Origin of the sequence: Rhabdaerophilum sp. SD176 (assembly GCF_030143245.1) — a bacterium.
GTDB lineage: Bacteria > Pseudomonadota > Alphaproteobacteria > Rhizobiales > Beijerinckiaceae > Rhabdaerophilum.
Window position 1 is genome coordinate 256,866 of sequence record NZ_JARJNS010000004.1, and the last position, 24,047, is coordinate 280,912.

The window sequence follows — 24,047 nt, forward strand, 5'->3', positions numbered from 1 at the left end:
GTGCATATCGACCATGAAATCCGATCCGGCAAGAAGGAAGCGGCACCGTGACGCTGATGGACACCCATCCCAACGCCCTCGGCACCGGCATGGCCGGCGGCCTGCGGGCTTCCGGCGCGCGGGCGTTCCGGATCTGGCTGTTGACACTGATCGTGCTGGTCCTGGTCATGGTCACGGTCGGCGGGGCGACCCGGCTCACCGGCTCCGGGCTGTCCATTACCGAATGGAAGCCGGTGATCGGCGCCATCCCGCCGCTCAATGCAGCGGACTGGGCGCGCGAATTCGCGCTCTATCAGGCCAGCCCCCAATACAAGCTGCTCAATGCCGGCATGTCGCTCGGCGAGTTCAAGTTCATTTACTGGTGGGAATGGGGCCATCGCCAGCTCGGCCGTTTCATCGGCCTTGTCATGCTCGGCGGGTTCCTTGCCTTCCTGCTGACGGGGGTGATCCGCGGCTGGCTGGCGCTCGCCACCTTCGGCCTCGGCCTGCTGCTGGGCCTGCAGGGCGCCATCGGCTGGATCATGGTGCGCTCGGGCCTCGAGCCGGGGATGATTGCGGTGGCACCCGTCAAGCTCACCCTGCATCTGACCTTCGCCAGCCTGTTCTTCATCGGGCTGGTGGCCATGGCGGCGCGTTACGGGGCTTTCGGTTCCGGCCGCGCCGAAGGGGCGGGGATGCGCCTCGCCGCCTGGGGTCTGGTTCTCGGCGTGCTGGCGCAAATCGCGCTGGGCGGGCTGGTTGCCGGCTCGCGCGCCGGCTTCACCTATAATACCTGGCCGCTGATGGATGGCGCGCTGGTTCCGCCGCTCGACAAGCTCTTCGTGACCCAGCCCTGGGGCGAGAACTTCGTCGACAATCCGACGCTGGTCCAGTTCAACCACCGGATCGGGGCGTATCTGTTGTTCGCGCTTGCGTTCTGGCATGCTTTCGCGCTGCGGGGCACGGCTCTGGCCCGGCGCGCCTCGCATCTGTTCGGGCTGGTCACGGCGCAGGCCGTGCTCGGCATCGTGACCTTGCTGCTCGTCGTGCCGATCTGGGCTGGCCTTGCCCATCAGGCTTTGGCTTTCCTCGTCCTCGCCTATGCCGTCATGCATGCCATGAAAATGGCGCCGGTCGTGAAACCGGCGCCGTGACTGTCGTGACGGGCCGCACGGGGCGGCCCCGCATGATCCTGGCCGCTCAGGCCCCGGCGTTCAGCGCCTGATCGAGATCGGCGATCAGATCCGCCACATCCTCGATCCCGACAGAAAGGCGCACCACATCCGGGCCGGCGCCGGCAATGACCTTCTGTTCGTCGGTCAGCTGGCGATGCGTCGTCGAAGCCGGGTGGATCACGAGGCTGCGCGTATCGCCGACATTCGCCAGATGCGAGAAGAGCTTGAGGTTCGAGACCAACGCGATGCCGGCCGCGTTGCCACCCTTCAGCCCGAAGGTGAAGACGGCGCCCGCACCCTTGGGCGTATAGCGCTGGGCGAGGGCATGGTACTTGTCGCTCTCGAGGCCCGGATAGGATACCCACGAAACGGCGGGATGCGTGGACAGGAATTTCGCCACGGCGAGGGCATTGTCCGAATGCTTCTGCATGCGCAGGGGTAGGGTCTCGATGCCGGTCAGGATCTGGAAGGCGTTGAACGGCGAGAGGGCCGGGCCGAGATCGCGCAGGCCGAGCACGCGGCAGGCAATGGCGAAGGCGAAATTGCCGAAGGTCTCGGCCAGCACCATGCCGGCATATTCCGGCCGCGGCGCGGTCAGCGACGGATATTTCTGCCCGGCCTTGAGCCAGTCGAACGTGCCGCCATCGACGATGATGCCACCGATGGAATTGCCGTGACCGCCGAGGAACTTGGTCAGCGAATGCACCACGATGTCGGCGCCATGCTCGAACGGGCGCACGAGGTAGGGCGAGGCGAGCGTATTGTCGACGATCAGCGGGATGCCGGCCTTGCGGGCCACGGCAGCGATGGCGGCGATGTCGAAGATCACCCCGCCCGGATTGGCGATGGATTCGATGAAGATCGCCTTGGTCTTCGGCGTGATCGCCTTCTCGAAGCTTTCGGCCTCGTCATTCTCGGCCCAGACGACATTCCAGCCGAACTTCTTGTAGGCATGGTTGAACTGGTTGATCGAGCCGCCATAGAGCTTCTTGGCCGCAACGAATTCGTCGCCCGGCTCCAGCAGCGTGTGGAAGACAAGATGTTCGGCCGCATGGCCGGAAGCTACAGCGAGCGCGGCCGTGCCGCCCTCAAGCGCGGCGACGCGCTCCTCCAGCACGGCATTGGTCGGGTTGCCGATGCGGGTGTAGATGTTGCCGAAAGCCTGCAGCCCGAACAAGGAGGCGGCATGGTCGACATCGTCGAACACGAAGGAGGTGGTCTGGTAGATCGGCGTGGCGCGCGCGCCGGTCGCAGGATCCGGCTGGGCGCCGGCATGGACGGCAAGGGTTGAGAAGCCAGGGGCGTGATCGGTCATCGGGGTCTCCTCCAGAAGCAGGTTTGTTCTATAAAGCGGAAATTCGTTCGTCAATCGGGATTGTTCGTTTTGACGAACGATCCATCCCGGCTGTCCCCGAGGTGTCCCTCATGTCTTCCGGTCCAGCGTCAGCTTCTGGAACCCCTTGGTCGAGAGGGCTGGTCGCTTGGCGGAGAGAATCCGTGAATTCACGCCCTGCCACGAGATTTCGCCGGAGAGACGGCCGAATTCGATCTTCGGGCAGCGGTTCATGATCACTTCGATCCCCGCCGCCTCGGCAAGGGCGGCCGCCTCGTCATTCCGGACCGTCAGCTGCATCCAGATCACCTGCGGCTTCGGCTCGAGGGCCAGTGCTTCCTTGACGATCGGCAGCGCGGCTTCCGAGTTCCGGAAGATGTCGACCATGTCGACCGGCCCTTCGATCGCCGCGAGGTTGGGCAGGAAGGGGCGGCCGAGCATCTCGGTCCCGACGCGGCCGGGATTGACCGGGATCACGTCATAGCCGCGCTCGACAAGGTATTTGAACACGAGGAAGCTCGGCTTGGCCGGGTTCTCGCTGGCACCCACCATGGCAATCCGGCGGACGCGCTTCAGGATGCTGCGGATGGCCGCGTCGGAGTAGGAATCGTGGTTCATTCCTTTCCTCTGACGCAGAAGGCGGATTTTCGCTAGGGGGAATCGGGCGGCGCCATGCCGGGTTTCAGCGTTTCGGGGCCACAAAGGCGCCGATGCCCTCCTGTGCCTCGCGCATGAGCATGTTCTCGACCATCACGCCGCTCGCATAGGTGTAGGCGGTCTCAAGGTCGAGCTCGTTCTGCCGGTAGAAGGCCTCCTTGCCGATCTTCAGCACGGCGGCAGGCTTGCCGGCAATCTGCCGCGCCAGCGCTTCGGCCTCTGCCAGTGCCGCCCCGGTTGGCATGACGCGGTTGACGAGACCGAACCGGGCGGCTGTCGCGGCATCGACGAGCTCCCCCGTCAGCAGCATTTCCATCGCATGTTTCGGGCTGACATTCCGCGACAGCGCGACCATCGGCGTCGAGCAGAACAGCCCGATATTCACGCCGGGCGTCGCGAAACGCGCATCGGCGCCGGCCACGGCGAGATCACAGGTCGCGACAAGCTGGCAGCCGGCTGCGGTTGCCACGCCCTCCACAACCGCGATCACCGGCTGCGGCATGGCGCGGATCTGGAGCATCATGGCGGAGCATGCCGCCATCAGCTCGGTGAAGAAGCCGCGCCCGTGATCTGCCGTCGCGCGGGCCGCCTGGATTTCGCGGAGGTCATGGCCGGCGGAGAAGGCAGGCCCTTCATGGGCCAGCAGCACCACGCGGACGCTGCTGTCCTTGCCCGCTTTCTCCAGCGCGCCATGCAGAGCCGCGATCATCGCGGTTGAAAGCGGGTTGCGCCGTTGCGGGTTGGCCAGCGTGAGGATGCGGATCGCGCCGCGATCCTCGATGTGGATCAGCGGGGCAGGGCCCTCGACAAGTGCGGCTGTGGTCATCACGTTTGTCCTCGCGTCGAAACGAGCCCGGTGCCCGACTTCCCGTCGCGGCGCCGCAGGCCCGGAGAGGCGAGCGCCTCGCCCCCGAAACCGAAAGTGCCTGCCGATGTCTGCCGCACCCGACAAGAAACCTGCCCTTGACCGCGCCGAAATGGAAGCCTTCCTCGACGAGGTCTTTCCGGAGATCCACCATGGCGGACGAAGCGTGGCCATCGAGGCGGTCGGTTACGGCACCTGCCGGCTGCGCCTGATCTATCATCCCCGGCATGTCCGGCCGGGCGGTACGCTCTCCGGCCCCGCCATGATGATGCTCGCCGACCTCGCGCTCTATGTCGCCGTTCTCTCGGTTTCGGGGCGGGTGGCGCTGGCGGTCACGACAAACCTGTCGATCAATTTCCTCCGCAAGCCCGACAAGGCCGATCTGATCGCCGAATGCCGGCTGCTGAAAGCCGGCAAGCGGCTCTGCGTCGGCGAGGTGACGCTGTTTTCCGAGGCCGGCGACGAGCCCGTCGCCCACGTGACCGGCACCTATTCCATCCCACCGGGCGCTATTGGATAGGGTAAAATAATACCACGATTGTTAAAGCGATGATTTTCAATGTTTTTTGACTGGCGTACTAAGCAAGAAAGACGTTGACCGCTTCGCCGCGAACGCCTATACGCTTGCTCCCGATGGCGGCGCTTCGGCGTCGCTTCTTGTTTTCGGATGCAACCCTTCGAGGATGACCATGAAGGCCCTGACCTCTGCCACGCGTTCGTTCGTGGCGAAGCCGGCCGAAGTCGAAAAGAAGTGGATTGTGATCGATGGCACCGGCCTCGTCGTGGGCCGCCTCGCTTCGATCATCGCCATGCGGCTTCGCGGCAAGCACAAAGCCAGCTTCACACCCCATGTCGACATGGGCGACAACGTGATCGTGATCAACGCCGAGAAGGTGGTGTTCACGGGCCGCAAGCTGGCCCAGAAGAACTATTACCACCACACCGGCTATCCCGGCGGGATCAAGGAACGGTCGGCGAAGTTCATCATCGAGGGCCGCTTCCCGGAGCGCATCGTCGAGAAGGCCGTGGAGCGCATGCTCCCGCGCGGCCCGCTGGGTCGCCAGCAGCTCGGCAATCTCCGCGTCTACAAGGGTGCCGCCCATCCGCATGATGCCCAGCAGCCGCAGGTGCTGGATGTGGCATCGCTCAACTCCAAGAATACGAGGCTCGGGTAATCATGGCTGAGGTTCTGTCTTCTCTCGCCGATCTCGGCGCCAAGGCGTCGGTCCAGGCTGAAGCGCCGGTCCATGTCCAGAAGCTCGACAAGCAGGGTCGTGCCTATGCTACCGGCAAGCGCAAGGACGCGGTTGCCCGCGTCTGGATCAAGCCGGGCTCCGGCAAGATCACGGTCAACAACCGTGCTCTCGAGGTCTATTTCGCCCGCCCGGTGCTGCGCATGCTGCTGAACCAGCCGCTCGTGGCCGCTGGCCGTGTCGACCAGTACGACATCATGGTGTCGTGCAATGGCGGCGGCCTTTCCGGCCAGGCCGGCGCGGTGCGCCATGGCATTTCGCGCGCGCTCACTTTCTACGAGCCGGAACTGCGTGGCGTGCTCAAGAAGGGCGGCTTCCTGACCCGCGACAGCCGCGTGGTCGAGCGCAAGAAGTACGGCAAGGCGAAGGCCCGCCGGTCCTTCCAGTTCTCGAAGCGCTGATCGCGCCTCGTCGAACCGAGATTTACGAAAGGCCCGGGAAACCGGGCCTTTTTCTTTTGGCCCTCCCGGAATCCGTCGGCCGGCGTGGGAAATCGATGTCGGCGGTAATGTTAACGGAAAGGAAATGCGCCACGCCGGCCTGTCCCAGATTGACGCAATTGCCGAAGCGAGTCCTAGTGGGAGCCTGTTTCGCGTTAGAGGTCCATCATGTTCCGCGCAGTTCTGGCTTCCGGTTTTCTGGCCTTCCTCGGCTTTGTCGCCCCTGCCCAGGCGCAGTCGCAGCATTACCAGCCGGGCTTCCCGCTGGTTTATTACCACCCCGTGCCGGATGTTTCCTCTGGCGGCATCTACGGCTATGGCCATCGCGGCTACGGCATGCGCCATGCGCGCTGGGATGACGGCTGTCGCTGCGTGCCGGCTCATGCCCGGCATGCGTGGCGGGCCTATGGGCATCACCCGCAGGGCTATCACCGTCGACGGGCTTTCCGCCCCGACATCTACGTCGAGACCGAATTGGTGCGCCGGCCGCGGCGCCCGATGGTCCAGTCCTACGCAGAGGTCGACCGGCCCTATGGCTATGCCTACCGGCCACGTCCGAAGCCGCGCAACACCTATTCCTCGGCCTATCGTGAGGATGCCGGCTCCTGGCGGACCCGCCGTGACGGGATTGTCATCGTGCACCCGCGTGCCCCGGCAGCCCGCCCGGTCCTGCGTTCGGATGATGCCCTTGTCACGCCTGGCCGTTCCGGTGCCGTGGTGGTCACGGGCCCGCGCCATCGCCATGCTCCGCAGGCCAACGGCCCCGTCAATGTCGTCCGCCCGAAGCCGGAGGGACAGCGCATCCGGCAGGTTCGAACGGATTGATCTGGCAGCAACACGCCGCCTGCTGATCAGTCCACGATCGCAAGGCGCGGTGCGGGGCTCAGCACCATCGTGAAATGGCCGACACAATCGGCACCCATCGGAAAGACCTGCGCGGCGAAGGCCGCGAGCAGGTCTTTTTCGTAAAGGGCCACGCTCTCCACCCGGCAGAGCACATATTTCGCCGCGGCGACAATATCCTCGCGGTCGAGAATGGCCAGGACCCGCCACTCGGGGTGCGCGCGCAGCCAGCGATGCACGCTCTCGGTGAGTTCCGGGTAGCCCGGATGCAGCATATCATCGAGGCAAATCAGCCCGTGCTCGTGCATCAGCGGAGCAGCGAGGTCGAGATCCTGCGTGACATTGGCATCGTCATGCTCGCCGTCGATATGGAAGAAGCGGATCAGGCCACCGCCGGCCGGGGCGAGAAGGTCAGCTCCCGTCATGCCGCGTGTATTGCCCTTGATCGCGGTATACTCCGCCGGTCCGAGGCCGAAGCGGCGGCAATTCGCATGGAGATGGTCAAGCACCTTCTCGCTTGGCCAGGTGAAGACATCGACGCCGATCGCGTGCTCGCCAGGGTGCAGCCCCAGCGCCATGGCGATGAAGAACCGCCCCTCGAACGTCCCGATCTCTGCCACATGGCCACGGATGCCCATTTCGGCCTGCCGGCTGATCAGATGGCCGGTGATCGACGCCGCGAAACCCGACGACATGCCCCGGACCTCTGCATAGCCATGGGCGAGATAGGCATCGAGGCGGGCATTGCCGGTCGGGAGGATCATGCACATTTCCTTCTTTGTTCACGAATAGCTAATCGAATGGCCCCGACAAGCCCAGACCCATTCTCCTCCATCCGGCGCATCCCCACGCGCCCGGCGAGATTTCGTCCTAGCGGGGACGGCCGCCGGCAGCTAAGGGAATGCCCGAACCCAACGCGAACCGGAATCCCATGCGCGCTTTTGCTCTCGGCCTGATTGCCCTCCTGGTTTTTCTCCCGGCGATCCTTATCCTGTTCGCGCCGGGCAAGGCCCTCGGCATCCGCATCCGCTGGAGCCTTGCAGCCTTCTTCACGCCGATCCTCGCCTTCGGGCTGATCCAGTTCATGCCCGCACTGGCCAACAATGCGCCGCAGGCCATGCAATTCGGGCGCCTGATCGGCCTGATCCTGGCCGGCAGCGGGCTGATCCTGCCCTGGCTGTTCTTCGCGGCCTTCCTCAACCGCAGCCGCCGCACCTCGTGACGCGGAAGGCGGCCTGCGCAAATCCGCTTGCAATTCCGGCGTGAAGCCGGCATGCATCGCGAGATTGGCGCCCGGGATCGGCGCCCTCGCTATCCGGGAGAGCGTGATGCCCCTCAGGGCCGGTCACATCGTGATTCGACGACGAGGATAATCCGGTAGCCGGATTCATCCCTCTGACATCTTGCGGGCTTAACCGCTGCCTGCCGCCCATTCCTGGAGTCAACCCATGTCTGCACAGATCTCCCCTCTCAAGGGTGCGAAACCTGCCGTGTTCATCGATGGCGAAGCCGGAACCACCGGCCTCCAGATCCGCGATCTGCTGGCCAACGAGCCCGGTTTCGAGATCCGGTCCATTGCGCCGGAAGCCCGCAAGGATGTCAGCGCCAAGAAGGCGCTGATGGCCGGCGTCGATGTTGTCATCCTCTGCCTGCCTGACGAGGCCGCGAAGGAAGCCGTGACCCTCGGCGAGACATTGGGCAGCGAATGCCCGCGTTTCATCGATGCCTCGACTGCCCATCGCGTTGCGCCGGGCTGGGTCTATGGCTTTCCCGAACTCGCGCACGGCCATGCCGCGCGGATTGCCGCGGCCGAGCGTGTCGCCAATCCGGGCTGCTACCCGACGGGCGGCATCGCGTTGCTGCGGCCGCTTGTCGATGCCGGCATCATGGCGAAAGACCATCCGGTGACGATCAACGCCGTGTCCGGCTATTCCGGCGGTGGCAAGGGCATGATCGAGGCCTATGAGACCGGCCACGCGCCGGCTTTCGAACTCTATGGGCTCGGGCTGTCCCACAAGCATCTGCCGGAACTCACGGCCTATTCCAAGCTTTCGCGCATGCCGGTCTTCGTGCCCTCCGTTGGCAATTTCCGGCAGGGAATGCTGGTTTCCGTGCCGCTCCATCTCTCCACCCTGCGCGCCGGAACGAGCGTCGAGGACCTCCGGTCGACGCTCGCCGCGCATTATGCGGGCAGCACATTCGTCCGCGTCGCGAGCGATGAGGAGACCCTCGCGCTCAAGGGCAAGCTCGAGCCGGAGGCGCTCAACAGCACCAACAGGCTGGAACTCTTTGTGTTCGGCAATGCCGCGCGGGGCCAGGCGGTGCTGGTTGCCCGGCTCGACAATCTCGGCAAGGGGGCCTCGGGCGCGGCCGTGCAGAACCTGAAGCTGATGGTCGGGATGTAACCTTTCCTTGCCGCTTTCGGGCGATGCTTCGGGGCGGGAGAACCGAGATGCATCGCCTCGTCCGCCCGGGGGCAGGAGACTTGCCCGCCGCCGCCGGCCGCCGTAGCCGACATCACGTCGAACCGATTCTACTCGGACAAGGCCCATTCGATCGTCGACCAGGCTGCCTGGGATCGCCGGATGGCCTCGGTGAAGCCGCTCGAGGATTTCCGCCGCGAGGTGACACGGTTCTCCAGCCGCGGACTTGCGGGCAGCAAGGGCTGGAGCCAGTGCGCCGGGCGCTGGATCGCCCATTGGGCAGCCGGTGGGGCCTTGCTGGGGCGCATGAACGAGACGCAGGCCCATTACGAGCGGCGATGGGCACTCACGGCGATCGCGATGGCCTATCTGATGATCAAGGCCGAAATCCCGACCGCCGATCGGGCGGTGATCGAGCCCTGGCTCGACCGGGTCGCGGATGCGGTCACAACGGAACCGACGCTGCGTTCCCGCAATCCGAACAACCTGACCTACTGGGCCGGTGCCGCACTGGGCGCCGTCGCGAGCGCCACCGGCCATGCCGGGCATTGGAGCAAGGCGAGGGCCATCTACCGCGATGCCCTGACCCATATCCAGCCGGATGGCTCGCTCCCGCGGGAGGTGGCGCGCGGCCGCATGGCGCTCCATTACCATAACTTCGCGATCCGGCCCCTTGTCATCCTGGCGGAATTGTCGGAACGCCGGGGCGAGGCCGGCTATGCCGCCGGAAACGGCGCGATCCACCGCCTCGCCCTGCTCACCTTCAAGGGCTTCGGCGATTCATCCGCCATGGCCCGGCTTGCCGGGACCGAACAACGTCCGCTCGAGCGCAACGCGCTGGGTTGGCTTGCCTTCTACGAGAAACGGTTCCCCGGCCGCCTTGCGGGCGCTGCCGCCGTGCTCGGGGAAAAGGAGGTCTGGGACGCCTTGACGGGCGGCAATATGAGCCTGCTCGCCCGCAAGGGGATGCCCTGACCGGTCAGCCCTGCCAGGCGTTGAAGAGCTGCTTCTGCTCGCCGAGCCCGTCAATGCCGAGGCGCACGATATCGCCCGGCTTGAGATAGACCGGCGGCTTCATGCCCATGCCAACACCCGGCGGGGTGCCGGTGGTGATGACATCGCCTGGTTCCAGCATCAGGAATTTCGAGATGTACGAGACCAGGAACGCCACGCCGAAGATCATCGTGGCGGTTGAGCCGTTCTGCATCCGCTTGCCGTTCACGTCGAGCCACATGCCGAGCTTCTGCACGTCGGCAATCTCGTCCGGCGTCACCAGCCACGGGCCGAGCGGTCCGAAAGTCGGGCAGCCCTTGCCCTTCATCCACTGGCCGGTGCCCTCGGTCTGGTAGGCACGCTCCGACACGTCGTTGCAGACGCAGAAGCCGGCAATGACGCTCATCGCGTCCTTTTCCTCGACATAGCTGCAGCGCTCGCCGATCACGATCGCCAGTTCGACTTCCCAGTCGGTCTTCTGCGAGCCACGCGGGATCGTCACATCGTCATTCGGACCGACGATACAGGACGGTGCCTTGTTGAAGAGGATCGGCTCCACCGGAATCGGCGCCCCGGTCTCCGCCGCATGATCGGCGTAATTCAGCCCGACCGCGATGAAATTGCCGACATCGCCGACACAGGCTCCGAGGCGGGGACGACCCCGAACCAGCGGCAGCTTGTCCGCCTTCAGCTTCGCAATCTTGGCGAGTGATTTCCTGGAAAGGGCGTTGCCCGCAATATCCGGAACATGGTCCGAAAGATCACGGATCTTGCCCTGCCCATCGATGAGCCCCGGCTTTTCTTTTCCCGGTTGCCCAAACCTGACCAGTTTCATTGGATACCCCGCGTTACGCCTCGATCGTACTCCCCGGGCGCATACAACGCCGAACGTCAAGGCTTTGCAAGGCGGGACTTCGCGTGGTCTCCGCGAAAAGGCGGGTGGCAGCCGGCTGACTGTTGTCGGCGCGCAACACTGGTTACAAAAGCGTAATAGTCCGAGGTCCAATTCAACGGTATCGCGCCTCGGCGGGGCGGTCAGATTCCCGGCTAAAGTTCACCCATGAACCAAGTCTGCCGATGCTTTCTGCAAGCGCCTGCAGAATTGCTCGACAATTTGCCGGATTCGGCTGCTCCGCATGCCCCCTTGCAGGCAGGTCGCCTCAAAATGCGACTGTTGCATGACGAAATCGGCTCTGCAAAATGGTGAAGACGGGACAAACGGCGTCCGATTCACATGAGCGCCGGGTAACGCAAGGGGCATGGTATGAAATCGATTTTGAAAACCGCACTCGCCGCAAGCACGGGCCTGGCCCTGGCGGGCGCCTTTGCGTCACCGGCGCTGGCGGGTGGATTTATCAACTCTTCGCAGAGCGCGGTTTTCAATGGCACCGCCTATGCCGGCGCTGCGGCGCCCGGTTCGAGCTCGGCGGCCACCATGTTCATGAACCCGGCGACGATGACCAGCTTCACGCGGTTCACGCTGGACTCGAACTACACGTTCGGCATTCCGACGACGAAAATCACCGGCACCTATACCGGCGCCTCGCCGCTGAACCCGGGCCTGAACGCGCGTCCCCTTTCGGGGGATGTCGGCATGGATTACTTCGTGCCCGCCACCTACGTGGTGTATCCCCTGAGCGAGAAGATCTATCTCGGTGTCTCGCTGAATTCGACCTATGGCAACACGACCAAGGCCGATCTGCTCTCGCGCACCAGCTTCCTCGCCTCGACGACCAAGCTTCGCATCATCACGCTGACGCCCTCCGTGGCCTACAAGCTCAACGAGATGTGGTCGTTCGGCGTCGGCTTGCAGATCCAGTATGCCAGCGCCCGACAGCTCGTTCCGCTGCCGCCGGCCGGTGCCGCCGGTGCCGGGATCACCCAGGCCGATGGCTGGGGCTTCGGCGTGACCGCGGGCGTGACCTTCACCCCGACCAAGACGACGCAGATCGGCCTTGGCTGGCGCTCCTTCGTCGACCAGCCGATCGAGGGCACCACGGTGTTCGGCGCGGCCTCGTCGTCGAACTCGAAGGGCACGCTCAACCTTCCGAACCGCGTCAACCTTTCGCTGCGCCAGACGCTGCACACCAAGTTCGACCTGCTCGCCTCGGTGGAATGGCAGAACTGGGGCCGTATCGGCCATGCCGCGCTCAAGAATCAGGCTGCCGGCTTCCCGGCGGTCCTGCCGTTCGGCTACAGCGACGGCTGGTTCTTCTCGCTCGGCGGCGAATACCGCTACAACGACAAGCTGACACTGCGTGCTGGTATCGGCTACGAGATCTCGCCGGTAACGGATGCCGTCCGCCGCGCCTCGCTGCCCGATAATGACCGCCTCTGGCTCTCGACCGGCCTGACCTATGACTGGTCCGAGCGCCTGAGCATCAATGCTTCGTATTCGTACCTCCACATCAAGAAGGCCCCGATCAACCAGACGCTGACGGCCGGGTCCGTCTTTGTCGGGGAATCGAAGGCCGATGCGCATCTCCTCTCCTTCGGCCTGACCTCGCGCTGGGGCGCGCCGGTGAAGAAGGAAGCGCCGGTTATCGCGAAGTTCTGAGCGGCCCGCCGCTCCACCCCATAAGCCTGCAGGGGGCGAGGGGACCGGGAAACCGGTCCCTTTTTTTATGCATTGATGGTCTGCGGGTGGTCCGGCTCAAAAGGGCTGTCGGCCCGGCTTCCCGGCAAACTCGACCTATGCGGAAACAAGGGCAGGCCGTACCGAGGCGGGCCTTATGCAAGTCGGACCTCGGTGCTCAGTCAACAGCGGCGGGAGAATGGGTCTGCGGCCTCAGGACTTGATCCGCACATAGGTGCCCGGTGCATCAGCCAGTGGCTTCAGCTTGCCATCCCCGGGCGTCCGCGCGGCAACCCGCTTGCCGCCCTTCGTCACCCAGTCCAGCCAGTTCGGCCACCAGGTGCCGGGATGTTCGGTCGCCTGGTTGACCCATTGCTCGAACGTGCCGCGCACGGGGCCGCCGGTCCAGTACTGGTATTTCGGCTTGGAGGCGGGGTTGATCACGCCGGCAATATGGCCGCTCCCGGCCATGACATAGGTGACCGGGCCGCCGAACAGAGCCGAACCGACAAAGACCGATTTCGCCGGAGCGATATGGTCTTCCTTCGCGGCGAGATTGTAGATCGGAATCGTCACCTTCTTCAGGTCAAGCTTGCGCCCGCCGATCACCATCTCGCCCTTGGCAAGGCGATTGTGGAGATAGCAATTGCGCAGGTAGTAGCTGTGATTGGCCTCGGCCATGCGTGTGGAATCGGAGTTCCAGAACAGCAGGTCGAAGGCCGGCGGCTGCTTCCCCTTGAGATAGTTGTTGACCATATATGACCAGATCAGGTCATTCGGCCGCAGCATGTTGAAGGCACCGGCCATCTTCTCGCCCGGCAGATAGCCGAACTTGCCCATGATCTCCTCGACGGCCGCGATCTGTTGCTCGTCCACGAAGGCCAGCAGTTCCCCGGCATGGGTGAAATCGACCTGCGTGGTGAAGAAGGTCGCACTGCGGATCCGTTCCGGCCGCTTGCCCTGCGCGATATAGGCCAAAGTCACGGCGAGGAGCGTGCCGCCGACACAATAGCCGATCGTGTCGACCGACTTCTCGCCTGTGGCTTCCTCGATCTGGCGGATCGCCTCGAGAACGCCCTTCTTCATATAGGCTTCGAAATCATAGGTCCGGTGGCGGGCATCCGGATTGATCCACGAGATGATGAAAACGGTCAGCCCCTGGCTGACAGCCCAGCGGATGAAACTCTTTTCGGGGTTGAGATCGAGAATGTAGAACTTGTTGATCCAGGGCGGCACGATCAGCAGCGGCGTCTTGAAGACGGTTTCCGTTGTCGGCGTATACTGGATCAGCTCGAACAGCTCGTTCCGGAAGACCACCTTGCCCGGCGTGGTCGCGAGGTTCTTGCCCACTTCGAAGGCGCTGCCATCGGTCTGGCGGATGCGCAACTCGCCCTTGCCGGCATCGATATCCTCGGCGAGCATCTTCATGCCACGCGCAATGTTCTCGCCCTGCTCCTGGATCGTGGTGCGGAGCAGCTCCGGGTTGGTCATCACGAAGTTGGAGGGTGAAAGCGCGCTGGCCAGCTGGCGGACATAGAAGGCGGCCTTCAGCTTGGTGTGGTCGTCCAGCGTCTCGGCTTTGTCGACAAGCCCCTGAACCCAGTTCGAGCCGAGGAAATAGGCCTGTTTCAGGAAATTGAAATAAGGATGCTCGTTCCAGTCAGGATCGGCGAAGCGCGCATCCCGCGCCGGCATCGGCGCCACGGGTTCCGGCTTGTCGCCGCTGACATGATGCAATGTGGCGTTCCACAAGGTGATCAGGTCGAGCGAGATGTTCTTCTGCGCCTCGACCAGCCTCTTCGGGTCCTGCAGCCAGTATTGCGCGACAGCGCCCAGCGTCTTGGCGATCTCCGCCCCTTCATCCGGAACAAGACTGGCCGTCTCGCCGGTTTCGAGCGCCTTCAGAATGGCCGCGCCGGCCTTGCCGCTTTCGGTCAGGATCTCGGTCGAGACTTGCGTCAGCTTCTCCACGTCAAGCGCCGGCAGGGCGGGCTCGGGCGTCGCAGCGTTCTGGTTGGCGGCGGCCGGCCTTTCGGGCGCCGGTGCGGGTCTCTCGGATGCTGCCGCAGGCTTCGCCGGGGGAGGAATGGTGCCTTTGGCGGCAGTCTTGGCGGGAGCAGTTTTGGCGGGAGCAGGCTTGGCGGGCGGCGCTGCCACGCTGACTTCGATCACCCCCGCGCGACCCTTGGTCATCACCGGAGGCACGGCCCCTGTCGGTTTCGAAGGCGCGTTTGAAGCCGGCGCACTCTTGCTCTTGTCGGCCGACCGAGCCTTCTCCGCCGCCTTGATCGTGCCGGCTCCTGTGTCTCTTGCGACAGCCTTGCCCTTCTCAACCGCCTTGCCTTTGCCGGGCGCCTTTCCGCTTCCGGCGGACTTGTCCTTGCCGGCGGTGGGGATTGCCGCGCGCTTCGCCGCCGGTTTGCCGGACTTGGCGGAAGTGGCGCTGTCCTGCGGACGCCGTGCCTCGGGCACGACGGCCCGGCCCGGCTTCCGGCGTCCCGACTTGCTTCCGGCGGCGTCCATGGTTTCCTCCGTATGCCCGGTCAGATGCCGGGCTTATCCTTGTTCTAACGCGCCCCGCAATCTTGGCCAGTGCGGAATTTGTCGAAGCAGTCCCGGCGGGGCAGGGACAAGACGGAGCGGGCCTGAATTGTGCCTTGTTCGCGGGTTTAAGCAAACACTAAAGGTGATGCGGTCTGATGGTTCGACACTCCTGGCAGCATCCCGGCCGGCCCGATGAGGAATTTCGCCATGCCCCGATCCTCGCGCATGATCCTGCTGGTTCCGGCCCTTGCGGGGCTGCTGGCCGCCTGCGCCACTGACGGGACGCCGCCGGCCCCGGTCGCGGCTGCTCCGGCTGCTCCGGAGACAGGGGAGAAGCCGGTGGAGAATGCGCTGACGAACCGGCTCCGCGTTACCACGACGGTTGGCGAGCCGGCCGCCTTTGTCCGGGAAGCGCGCCCCGCCCAGCAGGATTACATCCCCGTGGGTGTAACGCCGCAGCGGACCGGTGTGCAGCGTTCGGCGACGGAACTGCAATCGATAGAGAAGGAACTCGACGCCCAGCGCCAGCGGAGCCGGGCCTTCGCGAACCGCCCGAAGCCGCCTTCGCCCTATGATGGCCGCGTGCCGCCGCGCCTCCGCACGGCTCCGCCGGCACAGGCAGAGTGAGCCATGCGCTTTCGCCTGCCGGTCGCGGCTCTCGCCGTCCTGCCGCAGATTGCGTTCGCGCAGCAGCCTGGTCAGGAGGATTGGCCGCGTGTGAAGTGCGAGCGTTATGCGAAAGCCACGACAGAAGCGCTGCAGCGCTTCGGGCGGACCGGGCTCGGCACCGAATTTCTCGCCCGGCATGAGGCGTTCCTCGCCACGGGCTGTCAGGGCGAACGGGATGTCTGCCCGAAAAGCCCGGAGGAACTGCGGCTGGCCAACGCGCTGGTGATCCGGGGCATGAATGCCGGCATGGCCAGCACCTTTTTTCCCTTTGCCTGTCCGAAGGGCCGGTAAGGGGCATTCCGGCAGGCAAATTGGCGATCCGGCATCCCGAATCGCCATTTCATGCTAGACTTCGGCGTCATGCTGCGTCATCGGCATGCTGCCGGTTCCCCGCCGGTTGAGCCGGCCTGCCGGCTGGCAGGCCACCCCTTTGAGAAGAGACAACGAAAGCCAGAGAGATGAACGAGTTCCACCGCATCCGCCGATTGCCGCCTTATGTTTTCGAACAGGTCAACAAGATCAAGGCGCAGGCGCGAGCTAACGGGGCCGATATCGTCGATCTGGGGATGGGGAACCCCGATCTGCCGGCTCCCCGGCATGTAATCGAGAAGCTGGTCGAGACGGCCGGCAAGCCGCGCACCGACCGCTATTCCGCCTCCAAGGGCATCGGCGGTCTCCGCCGCGCGCAGGCAGCCTATTACGAGCGCCGCTTCGGCGTGAAGCTCAACCCGGACACCCAGGTTGTCGCGACGCTCGGATCGAAGGAAGGCTTCGCCAACATGGCCCAGGCGATTACCGGCCCGGGCGATGTGGTTCTCGTGCCGAACCCTTCCTATCCGATCCACGCTTTCGGCTTCCTGATGGCCGGCGGCGTCATCCGCTCGGTCCCGGCAGAGCCGACCCCGGCCATGTTCCCCGCGCTCGAGCGGGCGATCATGCATTCGGTGCCCAAGCCGATCGCGCTTGTGGTCTGCTATCCCTCGAACCCGACAGCCTTTGTCGCCGGGCTCGACTTCTACCGCGATCTCGTCGCCTTCGCGAAGAAGCACGAGATCATCCTGCTCTCCGACCTTGCCTATGCCGAGGTCTATTTCGACGAAGCCAGCCCGCCGCCTTCCGTGCTGCAGGTGCCGGGCGCGATGGATTGCACGGTCGAGTTCACCTCCATGTCGAAAACGTTCTCCATGGCCGGCTGGCGCATGGGCTTCGCCGTGGGCAACGAGCGGCTCATCGCCGCGCTGGCACGGGTGAAATCCTACCTCGATTACGGCGCCTACACGCCGATCCAGGTTGCCGCAACGGCGGCGCTCAACGGCCCGGATGAGTGCATCCGCGAAATGCGCGATGTCTATCGCAAGCGGCGCGATGCCCTTGTCGAGAGCTTCGGCAAGGCCGGCTGGGACATCCCGGTGCCGGAGGCGACGATGTTCGCCTGGGTGCAGATTCCGGAAAAGTTCCGGCATCTCGGTTCGGTCGAGTTCGCCAAGCTGCTGGTCGAGAAGGCGGAAGTCGCCGTCGCGCCCGGCCTCGGCTTCGGCGAGCATGGCGATGAATTCGTGCGCCTCGCCATTGTCGAGAACGAGCAGCGCATCCGGCAGGCCGCGCGTAACCTCAAGAAGTTCTTCGACAGCGCTGATTCGACCCTGCACAACGTGATCGGCATCAAACGCGCGGTGTGACGGGAACGGGGAAAACAGAAGCGGATTATGTTCCTTTTATAGGAATTTAAATCTATATCATGGCGGCGCATCAAGGAGGCGCTGCCATGATCCCTTTCCGCCGTCAGCCCCCGTTCGATCTCCGCTTCGAGCCCGCCTTCAAGATCGCCCAGCGCGAGAGGCTGGCGGCTGAAGAACTCAGCCGTGGCCGTATTCTCGCCGATCTCCACCTGCGGCTGTTCGCGCTGAAAGCCGAATATGCGGCCCTCCGCCGGAAATACAGCCCAAGCCAGCCGCGCGTCCCCGCCGGCAACAGCGATGGCGGGCAATGGACGAGTGGCGGCGGGGGAGGTTATCTTACTGCGGGCCGCGTTCAGTTCAGCGGCGTGCTTACTGGCTGAAATTATCTGAGCGAAGCCGACCAGTCCATCTGTACCTTCTATGATAAGGCATTCAATTATCATTTCAGTGTAATTTATGAAGGCAATAACTGTCCCGACGGATATATTAAATACTAAGGATTATTGAAAATGTTTCGTTTTTGGGCAAAATTAAGAGCAGTCATTGCAAAGGAAATGACAGATGATGTCGTGGGTGTCCGACTAGGCGTCGATGCCTTTCCTCTCGTGGCCTGGAGTTTGGGCGGAACTGTCAAGGATAACAAGACGGGTCAATTGATCCAAAATTTTCCCGCAAAATATGGATTGGGATGGATCAAGCACGAAAAACTGCCGCGGTTTCCTTTTCGATGCCCGGATCACCAGTTTGGATTTATTGTGTGTATACCACCAGCGAAGGAATGGGCATCGGGCGGCGAGTTTGAAATGGAAGAAGGTCAGATAATCTATCGATGAGAAAATTAAAAATGCGTTGTTATTTGGAAAATGATTACCAATTGCTATGCCGTCCTACGATAAATGCCCACCGATAAATTTCACATTCTCTCGAAGAACTATCCCTGAGATCGAAAAACTTCGTCAGGCGTGGATCAAGGAATTCCCCTCCGAAGAGCCAGACATCGTCTCCGTGGCGTGGGCTTATGTGCATTACAACAACGGGAGAAAGCAGCAAATGCCGATGATTTCGTTTTATTTGAAAAGCATGCGCCCGGAGATTGAGCGGCATATCCAGATGCTGTGCGGGCTCGAGGTCATCTTCTTCACGACAGAGCCCGATGCGCGGCATTTCGCCGGCAAGGTTCTCGATTTTTCCGAAAAGTGGGGCTTTTTCCTGCGCGAACCGTGAGGTGAAAAGCCGGCCCCTCACGGGATCGGCGGCACCACCTTGTCGTAGGACAGGGTGAGCGAGGTCTCGTCGCTCACCTGCCGGTAGACCAGGCCATCCTCTACCCCGATCCAGACAAGCGTGCGGATCGGTTTGTCCGATGCACCGGGCAGCCCACGCGGCGGGGTCATCATGAATTCATAGATCTTGGCCCGCATGCCCGAGGGCAGGGCTTCCGCCCGCACTTCGCGGCAATCCGTGATCGACGACATGGACAGGATCTGGTTGAGCATGCCCTTCCGGCCGCCGGCCTTGAGGCGCATCCGGGTCCATCGGTCATTGACGCGCATATAGACGGTCTCGCCGATCACGACACCCTCCATCCGCTCGCCGGTCCGGCCGAGTTCAACCACCTGGCGGTAGCCGGGCACGCTGGCCACCGCGTTGAAACCGTTCTGGATGGCATCGCAGGCGGCAGGGTTCGACCAAGCCGGCACGGGCGTGCAGAGCAGGGCGGCACCAAGGCCGAGGGCAACCCGGACAGACGCGTTCAACTTCATGTGCACATCCCCTGCAATGCTCCTTTCCATACCGGACAGGCCGCGCTGCCAATGTGCGATTGCGCACCTTTCGACGGGCACCGCTGCAACGAAATCTTACGCCACCTCCTGACATCGATCTGTCGCATCCCTACCTTACGCGCGACCTGCCGCGCCCGATGGCGCTGGCGGGCAGAAGAGGAAGCGATCCATGTCCGAAACCGACCAGCTCCGGGCCCAGGCCCATCTGCCCTCGATCCAGCTTGACAAGGCTGCCGTCGACAGGGCCCGCAAGGAGCTCGATATCGAGGATCGCTCCCAGATCGTCACCTATGGCGATGCCGCCCAGCGGCAGGTCTCCGATTTCGCCGACCGGATCCTGGCGGAAACCCGCAACAAGGAGATGGGCAAGACCGGCGAATTGCTCTCCGACATTCTCGCCAAGGCCCGCGGGCTCGATCCGGCGGCCATCGGCAAGCTCAACTGGTTCCAGCGGCTCTTCACCAGCATGGAAGCGCGCGTGCGCCGCTTCAAGGAGCGGTTCGAGGATGTGGCGGGGCAGGTCGACCGCGTGACGATCGAGCTCGACCGCCACAAGGAGACGCTCCGCAGTGACATCGCCATGCTCGACGAGCTGCACGAGCAGACGAAGACCGCCATTGCCGAGCTCGACGTCTATATCGAGGCCGGCAAGACCTATGGCGAGGAATTCAAGGCGGGCCGCCTTGCCGAGCTGAAGGCCGAGGCGGATGCCAAGGCGAACACAACCGAGGGGTTGATGGCTGCTCAGGTCTATCAGGATGCGCTGCAAGCTCTGGACCGGCTGGAAAAGCGCGTGATGTATCTCCAGCAGGCGCGCCAGATCGGCTTCCAGCAATTGCCGCAGATCCGCATCGTGCAGGCGGGTGACGAGACGCTGATCGAGAACCTGCAGGCGACGACGCAGCTCACCATCCCGGTCTGGAAGCAGAAGATGATCCTCCTGCTCGGCCTGTCGCGCCAGAACTCGGCGCTCGAAATGCAGAAGACGGTCACCGATGCGACCAACGAGATGCTGAAACAGGCCTCGGAAATGATGAAGACGCAGGCGATCGAGATCGAGCGGCAGTCGCAGCGCGGCATCATTGATATCGAGACGCTGGAAAAGACCAACCGCGACCTGATCGACACGATCACCGGCGTGCTGAAAGTGCAGGATGAGGGCCGCCGCAAGCGCGTGGAGGTCGAGCGCAAGCTCGGCGAGATGACGCAGGAACTGAAGAAGCAGCTCAGCGCCCGGCCGAGTATCTGAGCAGAAAATGAGTGATCTTCCGATGATGCGCGCCGCCCTGTGCGAGCGGTTCGGCGATGCTTCGGTCGTTCGTGTCGCGGAGGTCCCGAAACCGGTTCCGGGTGACGGCGAGGTGCTGGTGCGCATTCTCGCCAGCACGCTGGATTCTGCCGACCGGCGCGTCCGCGCGCTGGACATGCCGCCGGGCTTCGGGCCGATGGCGCGGCTGGCCTTCGGCTTCGGCCGGCCCCGCCAGCCAATCCTCGGTACGGCCCTCGCGGGGATCGTCGAAGCGGTCGGGCCCGGAACCAGCCTGTTCCGCCCCGGCGACAAGGTGGTCGCCAGCACCGGTGCCGCGCAAGGATGCCATGCCGAATTCCGTGTGATCGGCGAGCGCAAGGCCATCGCCGCCAAGCCGGCGGCTCTCGGCTTCGAGGAAGCGGCTGCCGTGATTTTCGGCGGCATGACAGCGCGGCATTTCCTTGAGGACAAGGCGCCGGTTACACCCGGCGAGACAGTGCTCGTGATCGGTGCTGGCGGAGCTGTGGGCGTCGCTGCGATGCAACTCGCACGCGAAGCTGGCGCAAAGGTCAGTGCCTGCTGCAGCGCCGGAAAGGCGAACTGGGTCCAGTCTCAGGGCGCCGAGAGTGTGATCGACTATCGCGCGCCGGGCTGGCCGGATGCCTATCACGGGGCTTTCGATCTCGTGATCGACACGGTCGGGGCGATGCCGGCCGCGCAAAGCGTGCGGCTCGCCCGCCCAGGCGGTCGGCTCGTTGCGCTCACAGCCTCGCTCTGGGATTTCATGGCCATGCCCTGGCTCAATGCGCGGTCCGGCCGTTCGGTCATTGGCGGCATGGTGCCGGACAATGCCGAGGGGTTGGCCCGCGTGATGGCGCGTGCCGAAACCGGCAGGCTTCGCCCGGCCATCGGCGCCCGCTTCCCGCTGGAGCGGATCGGCGAGGCCCATGCCCTGATCGACGGGGGCCACAAGACCGGCAGCATCGTCATTTCGATGGGATAACGCGCTCCTGCGCACAGGAAACCGCCACAAGCCCGGCCCTATGCAAGAATGCGGGTTCCGTGCCTCCCGAACCTGTTCTAGAAGCCAACCCGGATTAACCGGAATCGACGGCGAAGGAGCAGGCCATGGCAGACGCACTCAGGATCGGCATTGCCGGGCTCGGGACGGTCGGCGCCGCGACGATCCGGATCCTCACTTCAGCCCACAATGAACTGTCTGTCCGTGCCGGCCGGCCGATCCGGATCGTCGCCGTTTCCGCCCGCACAAAGGGCCGTGATCGCGGCGTCGATCTCTCCGGTTATCGCTGGCATGATGATCCGGTTGCCTTGGCGCAGGATCCGGAGGTCGATCTTGTCGTCGAACTGATGGGCGGCTCTGACGGGCAGGCCAAAGCCCTGGTCGAGGCTGCGCTGGCGGCGGGCAAGCCCGTCGTGACGGCGAACAAGGCCTTGCTTGCGGCGCATGGCCAATCCCTCGCCCTGACGGCGGAGAGCCATGGCGCCACCATCGCCTTCGAGGCAGCGGCGGCCGGGGGCATCCCGGTGATCAAGGCGCTGCGCGAGGCGCTTGTCGGCAACACGATGCGCCGGGTCTCGGGCATCCTCAACGGCACCTGCAACTACATCCTCAGCCGGATGGAGGCCGAGGGGCTGGATTTCCAGCAATGCCTGAAGGCCGCGCAGGAACTCGGCTATGCCGAGGCGGATCCGACCTTCGATATCGAGGGCTATGACACGGCCCACAAGCTGGCCCTTCTGACATCCCTGGCCTTCGGCACCGAGGTCGATGGCGATGCCGTCTATGTCGAGGGCATTTCCGGCGTGACCCCGCTCGATCTCGAAATGGCCGAGGAGCTCGGCTTCCGCATCAAGCTGCTCGGCGTGGCCGAGCGTACGGCGGCCGGCATCGAACAGCGTGTCCACCCGACCATGGTCTCGCGGTCGAGCCAGCTTGCCGGCGTGATGGGTGTCACCAATGCCGTCTCCATCGATGCCGATCCCGTCGGCACGATCACGCTGGTCGGCCCCGGTGCCGGCGGCGGCGCGACGGCTTCGGCCGTGGTGGGCGATATCGTCGATCTCGCCCGTGGCAACAGGGTCGCCACGTTCGGCCGGCCCTCGAACGAACTGGACAAGCCGGTCCGCGCACCGATGCAGCGCCATGAGGGCGGCTATTACATCCGCCTTCAGGTCATGGATCGGCCGGGCGCTGCGGCGATCATCGCGACCCGCATGGCCGAGCGCGGCATCAGCCTCGAATCCATCCTGCAGAAGGGGCGCGATGCCCGGCGCAACGCCAATGGCTCCGTGCCGGTGATCCTGATCACCTATGCCACCACCGAACTGCTGATCCGCAACGCCGTGGCGGCCATCGCCGAGGACGGCGTGCTCGATGGCCCGCCCCAGGTCATCCGCATCGAGCGCTAGCGAAAGCGTGACGAAGGCGCGCGGTCCTGCTAGAAGCCGCGCAATCTGTTGTCATGCAATCACAAACAAGAACCGCAAGGCTAACCCATGGTCGATCTCGTCGTTTCCGAAGACAAAATCATCGAACGCATCCTCACGATGGAACTCGTCCGTGTGACGGAGCGGGCCGCGGTGGCTTCGGCCAAGCTGCGCGGGCGCGGTAACGAGAAAGCGGCGGACCAGGCGGCAGTCGATGCGATGCGGCGCGAGCTGAACCGCCTGCCGATCGATGGCACCATCGTCATCGGCGAGGGCGAGCGTGACGAGGCGCCGATGCTCTTCATCGGCGAGAAGGTCGGCACGACCAAGGGCCCGAAGGTCGATATCGCGGTCGATCCGCTGGAAGGCACCACGCTCTGCGCCAAGGACATGCCGGGCTCGATCGCCGTGATGGCGATGGCCCAGGCCGGCACCCTGCTCTACGCGCCGGATGTGTATATGGACAAGATCGCCATTGGCCCGGGCTATCCCAAGGGCATCGTCGATCTTGACGCCTCGCCGGAGGACAACATCATGGCGCTCGCCAAGGCCAAGGGCGTCCCGACGGGCGAGATTACCGCCCTGGTCATGGACCGGCCGCGCCATGCCGAGCTGATCGCCCGGCTGCGCGCGATTGGCTGCTCGATCCGCCTCATCACCGACGGCGATGTGGTCGGCGTCATCCAGTGCGCCGAAACCGCGAAGACCGGCATCGACATCTATCTCGGCATCGGCGGCGCGCCGGAAGGCGTGCTCGCGGCCGGCGCGCTCCGCTGCGTCGGCGGCCAGATGCAGGGCCGGCTGATCCTCGATACCCCGGAAAAGGTGGCCCGCGCCGCCACGATGGGCATCAAGGATCCCAAGAAGAAATACGAACTCAACGAGCTGGCTTCCGGCGATGTCGTCGTCGCGGCTACTGGCGTCACCGATGGCGCCTTGCTCAAGGGCGTGAAGTTCTCGGGCAACATCATCGAGACCGAAACCATCGTCTATCGCTCGCTCACCGGCACCGTGCGCCGCATCGCGGGCGAGCATCGCCAGCTGGACAAGTTCCACCTGGATTGATCCACCGGTTGCTGGACAGCGAGCCTTGCTTCGCGCATCGTCCGGCCGGAGGGGTATGCTGAAAGGAAAGCGC

At 64.2% G+C, this 24,047-nt stretch carries 26 protein-coding genes; 19 read left to right on the forward strand and 7 right to left on the reverse strand.

Annotated elements, in window-relative coordinates; translation table 11 throughout:
- Positions 1 to 89 precede the first annotated feature (89 nt).
- Positions 90 to 1,133 (forward strand): COX15/CtaA family protein, encoded by a 1,044-nt coding sequence (locus P0652_RS10800; RefSeq protein WP_502947520.1) that lies wholly within the window; start codon positions 90 to 92, stop codon positions 1,131 to 1,133.
- Positions 1,134 to 1,179: 46 nt separating this feature from the next.
- Here the strand turns inward: P0652_RS10800 and P0652_RS10805 are convergent, their stop codons facing one another.
- The 3 genes from P0652_RS10805 to P0652_RS10815 form a co-directional block, all read right to left on the reverse strand.
- The gene (locus tag P0652_RS10805; RefSeq protein WP_284178820.1) at positions 1,180 to 2,469 is read right to left on the reverse strand and encodes an O-acetylhomoserine aminocarboxypropyltransferase; all 1,290 of its coding nucleotides are present in this window, start codon (positions 2,467 to 2,469) and stop codon (positions 1,180 to 1,182) included.
- A gap of 108 nt (positions 2,470 to 2,577) precedes the next feature.
- On the reverse strand, positions 2,578 to 3,105 hold the full coding sequence (locus P0652_RS10810) for a CoA-binding protein (RefSeq protein ID WP_284178821.1): 528 nt from the start codon (positions 3,103 to 3,105) through the stop codon (positions 2,578 to 2,580).
- Positions 3,106 to 3,169: 64 nt separating this feature from the next.
- Positions 3,170 to 3,970: an enoyl-CoA hydratase gene (locus P0652_RS10815; RefSeq protein WP_284178822.1), complete on the reverse strand. Its 801-nt coding sequence runs from the start codon at positions 3,968 to 3,970 to the stop codon at positions 3,170 to 3,172.
- Between the two features lie 106 nt (positions 3,971 to 4,076).
- On the opposite strand from P0652_RS10815, the gene P0652_RS10820 reads away from it, so the two are divergent.
- The 4 genes from P0652_RS10820 (at position 4,077) to P0652_RS10835 (ending at position 6,527) form a co-directional block, all read left to right on the forward strand.
- Complete coding sequence (locus tag P0652_RS10820; protein WP_284178823.1) at positions 4,077 to 4,529, forward strand: PaaI family thioesterase; 453 nt, start codon at positions 4,077 to 4,079, stop codon at positions 4,527 to 4,529.
- Positions 4,530 to 4,698: 169 nt separating this feature from the next.
- Positions 4,699 to 5,184: a 50S ribosomal protein L13 gene (gene rplM / locus P0652_RS10825; RefSeq protein WP_284178824.1), complete on the forward strand. Its 486-nt coding sequence runs from the start codon at positions 4,699 to 4,701 to the stop codon at positions 5,182 to 5,184.
- A gap of 2 nt (positions 5,185 to 5,186) precedes the next feature.
- Positions 5,187 to 5,663, forward strand: coding sequence for a 30S ribosomal protein S9 (gene rpsI / locus P0652_RS10830; RefSeq protein WP_284178825.1), 477 nt, complete (start codon positions 5,187 to 5,189; stop codon positions 5,661 to 5,663).
- 207 nt (positions 5,664 to 5,870) lie between these two features.
- Positions 5,871 to 6,527 (forward strand): hypothetical protein, encoded by a 657-nt coding sequence (locus P0652_RS10835; RefSeq protein ID WP_284178826.1) that lies wholly within the window; start codon positions 5,871 to 5,873, stop codon positions 6,525 to 6,527.
- 26 nt (positions 6,528 to 6,553) lie between these two features.
- Here the strand turns inward: P0652_RS10835 and P0652_RS10840 are convergent, their stop codons facing one another.
- Positions 6,554 to 7,309 (reverse strand): class I SAM-dependent methyltransferase, encoded by a 756-nt coding sequence (locus P0652_RS10840; protein WP_284178827.1) that lies wholly within the window; start codon positions 7,307 to 7,309, stop codon positions 6,554 to 6,556.
- A gap of 167 nt (positions 7,310 to 7,476) precedes the next feature.
- Between P0652_RS10840 and P0652_RS10845 the strand changes: the two genes are divergently transcribed.
- From P0652_RS10845 to P0652_RS10855, 3 genes are all read left to right on the forward strand, one after another.
- Entirely contained in the window at positions 7,477 to 7,767 is a 291-nt protein-coding gene (locus tag P0652_RS10845; protein WP_284178828.1) for a hypothetical protein, read from the forward strand.
- Positions 7,768 to 7,993: 226 nt separating this feature from the next.
- On the forward strand, positions 7,994 to 8,950 hold the full coding sequence (gene argC / locus P0652_RS10850) for an N-acetyl-gamma-glutamyl-phosphate reductase (RefSeq protein ID WP_284178829.1): 957 nt from the start codon (positions 7,994 to 7,996) through the stop codon (positions 8,948 to 8,950).
- 111 nt (positions 8,951 to 9,061) lie between these two features.
- Positions 9,062 to 9,943 (forward strand): alginate lyase family protein, encoded by an 882-nt coding sequence (locus tag P0652_RS10855; RefSeq protein ID WP_284179095.1) that lies wholly within the window; start codon positions 9,062 to 9,064, stop codon positions 9,941 to 9,943.
- 4 nt (positions 9,944 to 9,947) lie between these two features.
- Here the strand turns inward: P0652_RS10855 and P0652_RS10860 are convergent, their stop codons facing one another.
- Positions 9,948 to 10,796, reverse strand: coding sequence for a fumarylacetoacetate hydrolase family protein (locus tag P0652_RS10860; RefSeq protein ID WP_284178830.1), 849 nt, complete (start codon positions 10,794 to 10,796; stop codon positions 9,948 to 9,950).
- 429 nt (positions 10,797 to 11,225) lie between these two features.
- Here P0652_RS10860 and P0652_RS10865 point away from each other — a divergent pair, with 429 nt between their 5' ends.
- A complete protein-coding gene (locus P0652_RS10865) occupies positions 11,226 to 12,518 on the forward strand; it encodes an OmpP1/FadL family transporter (protein ID WP_284178831.1) in 1,293 nt (430 codons plus the stop codon).
- Between the two features lie 231 nt (positions 12,519 to 12,749).
- Here P0652_RS10865 and P0652_RS10870 read toward each other — a convergent pair whose 3' ends face one another.
- On the reverse strand, positions 12,750 to 14,729 hold the full coding sequence (locus P0652_RS10870) for a PHA/PHB synthase family protein (protein ID WP_284179096.1): 1,980 nt from the start codon (positions 14,727 to 14,729) through the stop codon (positions 12,750 to 12,752).
- A 558-nt stretch (positions 14,730 to 15,287) separates the two neighbouring features.
- Here P0652_RS10870 and P0652_RS10875 point away from each other — a divergent pair.
- The 6 genes from P0652_RS10875 (at position 15,288) to P0652_RS10900 (ending at position 18,652) form a co-directional block, all read left to right on the forward strand.
- A complete protein-coding gene (locus tag P0652_RS10875) occupies positions 15,288 to 15,707 on the forward strand; it encodes a hypothetical protein (RefSeq protein ID WP_284178832.1) in 420 nt (139 codons plus the stop codon).
- Positions 15,708 to 15,710: 3 nt separating this feature from the next.
- Positions 15,711 to 16,040 carry a hypothetical protein gene (locus P0652_RS10880; protein WP_284178833.1) on the forward strand — a complete coding sequence of 110 codons (330 nt, stop codon included), beginning with the start codon at positions 15,711 to 15,713 and terminating at the stop codon, positions 16,038 to 16,040.
- A gap of 167 nt (positions 16,041 to 16,207) precedes the next feature.
- Entirely contained in the window at positions 16,208 to 17,428 is a 1,221-nt protein-coding gene (locus P0652_RS10885) for an LL-diaminopimelate aminotransferase (RefSeq protein ID WP_284178834.1), read from the forward strand.
- Positions 17,429 to 17,514: 86 nt separating this feature from the next.
- Positions 17,515 to 17,808, forward strand: coding sequence for a hypothetical protein (locus tag P0652_RS10890; RefSeq protein ID WP_284178835.1), 294 nt, complete (start codon positions 17,515 to 17,517; stop codon positions 17,806 to 17,808).
- Positions 17,809 to 17,937: 129 nt separating this feature from the next.
- A complete protein-coding gene (locus P0652_RS10895) occupies positions 17,938 to 18,261 on the forward strand; it encodes a hypothetical protein (RefSeq protein WP_284178836.1) in 324 nt (107 codons plus the stop codon).
- Between the two features lie 46 nt (positions 18,262 to 18,307).
- Entirely contained in the window at positions 18,308 to 18,652 is a 345-nt protein-coding gene (locus P0652_RS10900; protein ID WP_284178837.1) for a hypothetical protein, read from the forward strand.
- 17 nt (positions 18,653 to 18,669) lie between these two features.
- On the opposite strand, the gene P0652_RS10905 is transcribed toward P0652_RS10900, so the two are convergent.
- Complete coding sequence (locus P0652_RS10905; protein WP_284178838.1) at positions 18,670 to 19,191, reverse strand: hypothetical protein; 522 nt, start codon at positions 19,189 to 19,191, stop codon at positions 18,670 to 18,672.
- Between the two features lie 190 nt (positions 19,192 to 19,381).
- On the opposite strand from P0652_RS10905, the gene P0652_RS10910 reads away from it, so the two are divergent.
- The 4 genes from P0652_RS10910 to glpX all read left to right on the forward strand — a co-directional run bounded on the left by P0652_RS10910 (position 19,382) and on the right by glpX (position 23,974).
- A complete protein-coding gene (locus P0652_RS10910; protein WP_284178839.1) occupies positions 19,382 to 20,461 on the forward strand; it encodes a toxic anion resistance protein in 1,080 nt (359 codons plus the stop codon).
- 7 nt (positions 20,462 to 20,468) lie between these two features.
- Positions 20,469 to 21,464, forward strand: a complete 996-nt coding sequence (locus P0652_RS10915) for an NAD(P)-dependent alcohol dehydrogenase (RefSeq protein ID WP_284178840.1) — start codon at positions 20,469 to 20,471, stop codon at positions 21,462 to 21,464.
- A 125-nt stretch (positions 21,465 to 21,589) separates the two neighbouring features.
- Positions 21,590 to 22,891 (forward strand): homoserine dehydrogenase, encoded by a 1,302-nt coding sequence (locus P0652_RS10920; protein WP_284178841.1) that lies wholly within the window; start codon positions 21,590 to 21,592, stop codon positions 22,889 to 22,891.
- 87 nt (positions 22,892 to 22,978) lie between these two features.
- On the forward strand, positions 22,979 to 23,974 hold the full coding sequence (gene glpX / locus P0652_RS10925) for a class II fructose-bisphosphatase (RefSeq protein WP_284178842.1): 996 nt from the start codon (positions 22,979 to 22,981) through the stop codon (positions 23,972 to 23,974).
- Positions 23,975 to 24,047: the final 73 nt, after the last annotated feature.

What these genes read in the sequence shown, in the direction of transcription:
- P0652_RS10800 (WP_502947520.1), top strand. Translation starts at nt 90, where the DNA reads ATGGCCGGCGGCCTGCGGGCTTCCGGCGCGCGGGCGTTCCGGATCTGG.
- P0652_RS10805 (WP_284178820.1), bottom strand. Translation starts at nt 2,469, where the DNA reads ATGACCGATCACGCCCCTGGCTTCTCAACCCTTGCCGTCCATGCCGGC.
- P0652_RS10810 (WP_284178821.1), bottom strand. Translation starts at nt 3,105, where the DNA reads ATGAACCACGATTCCTACTCCGACGCGGCCATCCGCAGCATCCTGAAG.
- P0652_RS10815 (WP_284178822.1), bottom strand. Translation starts at nt 3,970, where the DNA reads ATGACCACAGCCGCACTTGTCGAGGGCCCTGCCCCGCTGATCCACATC.
- P0652_RS10820 (WP_284178823.1), top strand. Translation starts at nt 4,077, where the DNA reads ATGTCTGCCGCACCCGACAAGAAACCTGCCCTTGACCGCGCCGAAATG.
- rplM (WP_284178824.1), top strand. Translation starts at nt 4,699, where the DNA reads ATGAAGGCCCTGACCTCTGCCACGCGTTCGTTCGTGGCGAAGCCGGCC.
- rpsI (WP_284178825.1), top strand. Translation starts at nt 5,187, where the DNA reads ATGGCTGAGGTTCTGTCTTCTCTCGCCGATCTCGGCGCCAAGGCGTCG.
- P0652_RS10835 (WP_284178826.1), top strand. Translation starts at nt 5,871, where the DNA reads ATGTTCCGCGCAGTTCTGGCTTCCGGTTTTCTGGCCTTCCTCGGCTTT.
- P0652_RS10840 (WP_284178827.1), bottom strand. Translation starts at nt 7,309, where the DNA reads ATGATCCTCCCGACCGGCAATGCCCGCCTCGATGCCTATCTCGCCCAT.
- P0652_RS10845 (WP_284178828.1), top strand. Translation starts at nt 7,477, where the DNA reads ATGCGCGCTTTTGCTCTCGGCCTGATTGCCCTCCTGGTTTTTCTCCCG.
- argC (WP_284178829.1), top strand. Translation starts at nt 7,994, where the DNA reads ATGTCTGCACAGATCTCCCCTCTCAAGGGTGCGAAACCTGCCGTGTTC.
- P0652_RS10860 (WP_284178830.1), bottom strand. Translation starts at nt 10,796, where the DNA reads ATGAAACTGGTCAGGTTTGGGCAACCGGGAAAAGAAAAGCCGGGGCTC.
- P0652_RS10865 (WP_284178831.1), top strand. Translation starts at nt 11,226, where the DNA reads ATGAAATCGATTTTGAAAACCGCACTCGCCGCAAGCACGGGCCTGGCC.
- P0652_RS10870 (WP_284179096.1), bottom strand. Translation starts at nt 14,729, where the DNA reads ATGACCAAGGGTCGCGCGGGGGTGATCGAAGTCAGCGTGGCAGCGCCG.
- P0652_RS10875 (WP_284178832.1), top strand. Translation starts at nt 15,288, where the DNA reads ATGCCCCGATCCTCGCGCATGATCCTGCTGGTTCCGGCCCTTGCGGGG.
- P0652_RS10880 (WP_284178833.1), top strand. Translation starts at nt 15,711, where the DNA reads ATGCGCTTTCGCCTGCCGGTCGCGGCTCTCGCCGTCCTGCCGCAGATT.
- P0652_RS10885 (WP_284178834.1), top strand. Translation starts at nt 16,208, where the DNA reads ATGAACGAGTTCCACCGCATCCGCCGATTGCCGCCTTATGTTTTCGAA.
- P0652_RS10890 (WP_284178835.1), top strand. Translation starts at nt 17,515, where the DNA reads ATGATCCCTTTCCGCCGTCAGCCCCCGTTCGATCTCCGCTTCGAGCCC.
- P0652_RS10895 (WP_284178836.1), top strand. Translation starts at nt 17,938, where the DNA reads ATGTTTCGTTTTTGGGCAAAATTAAGAGCAGTCATTGCAAAGGAAATG.
- P0652_RS10900 (WP_284178837.1), top strand. Translation starts at nt 18,308, where the DNA reads ATGCCGTCCTACGATAAATGCCCACCGATAAATTTCACATTCTCTCGA.
- P0652_RS10905 (WP_284178838.1), bottom strand. Translation starts at nt 19,191, where the DNA reads ATGAAGTTGAACGCGTCTGTCCGGGTTGCCCTCGGCCTTGGTGCCGCC.
- P0652_RS10910 (WP_284178839.1), top strand. Translation starts at nt 19,382, where the DNA reads ATGTCCGAAACCGACCAGCTCCGGGCCCAGGCCCATCTGCCCTCGATC.
- P0652_RS10915 (WP_284178840.1), top strand. Translation starts at nt 20,469, where the DNA reads ATGAGTGATCTTCCGATGATGCGCGCCGCCCTGTGCGAGCGGTTCGGC.
- P0652_RS10920 (WP_284178841.1), top strand. Translation starts at nt 21,590, where the DNA reads ATGGCAGACGCACTCAGGATCGGCATTGCCGGGCTCGGGACGGTCGGC.
- glpX (WP_284178842.1), top strand. Translation starts at nt 22,979, where the DNA reads ATGGTCGATCTCGTCGTTTCCGAAGACAAAATCATCGAACGCATCCTC.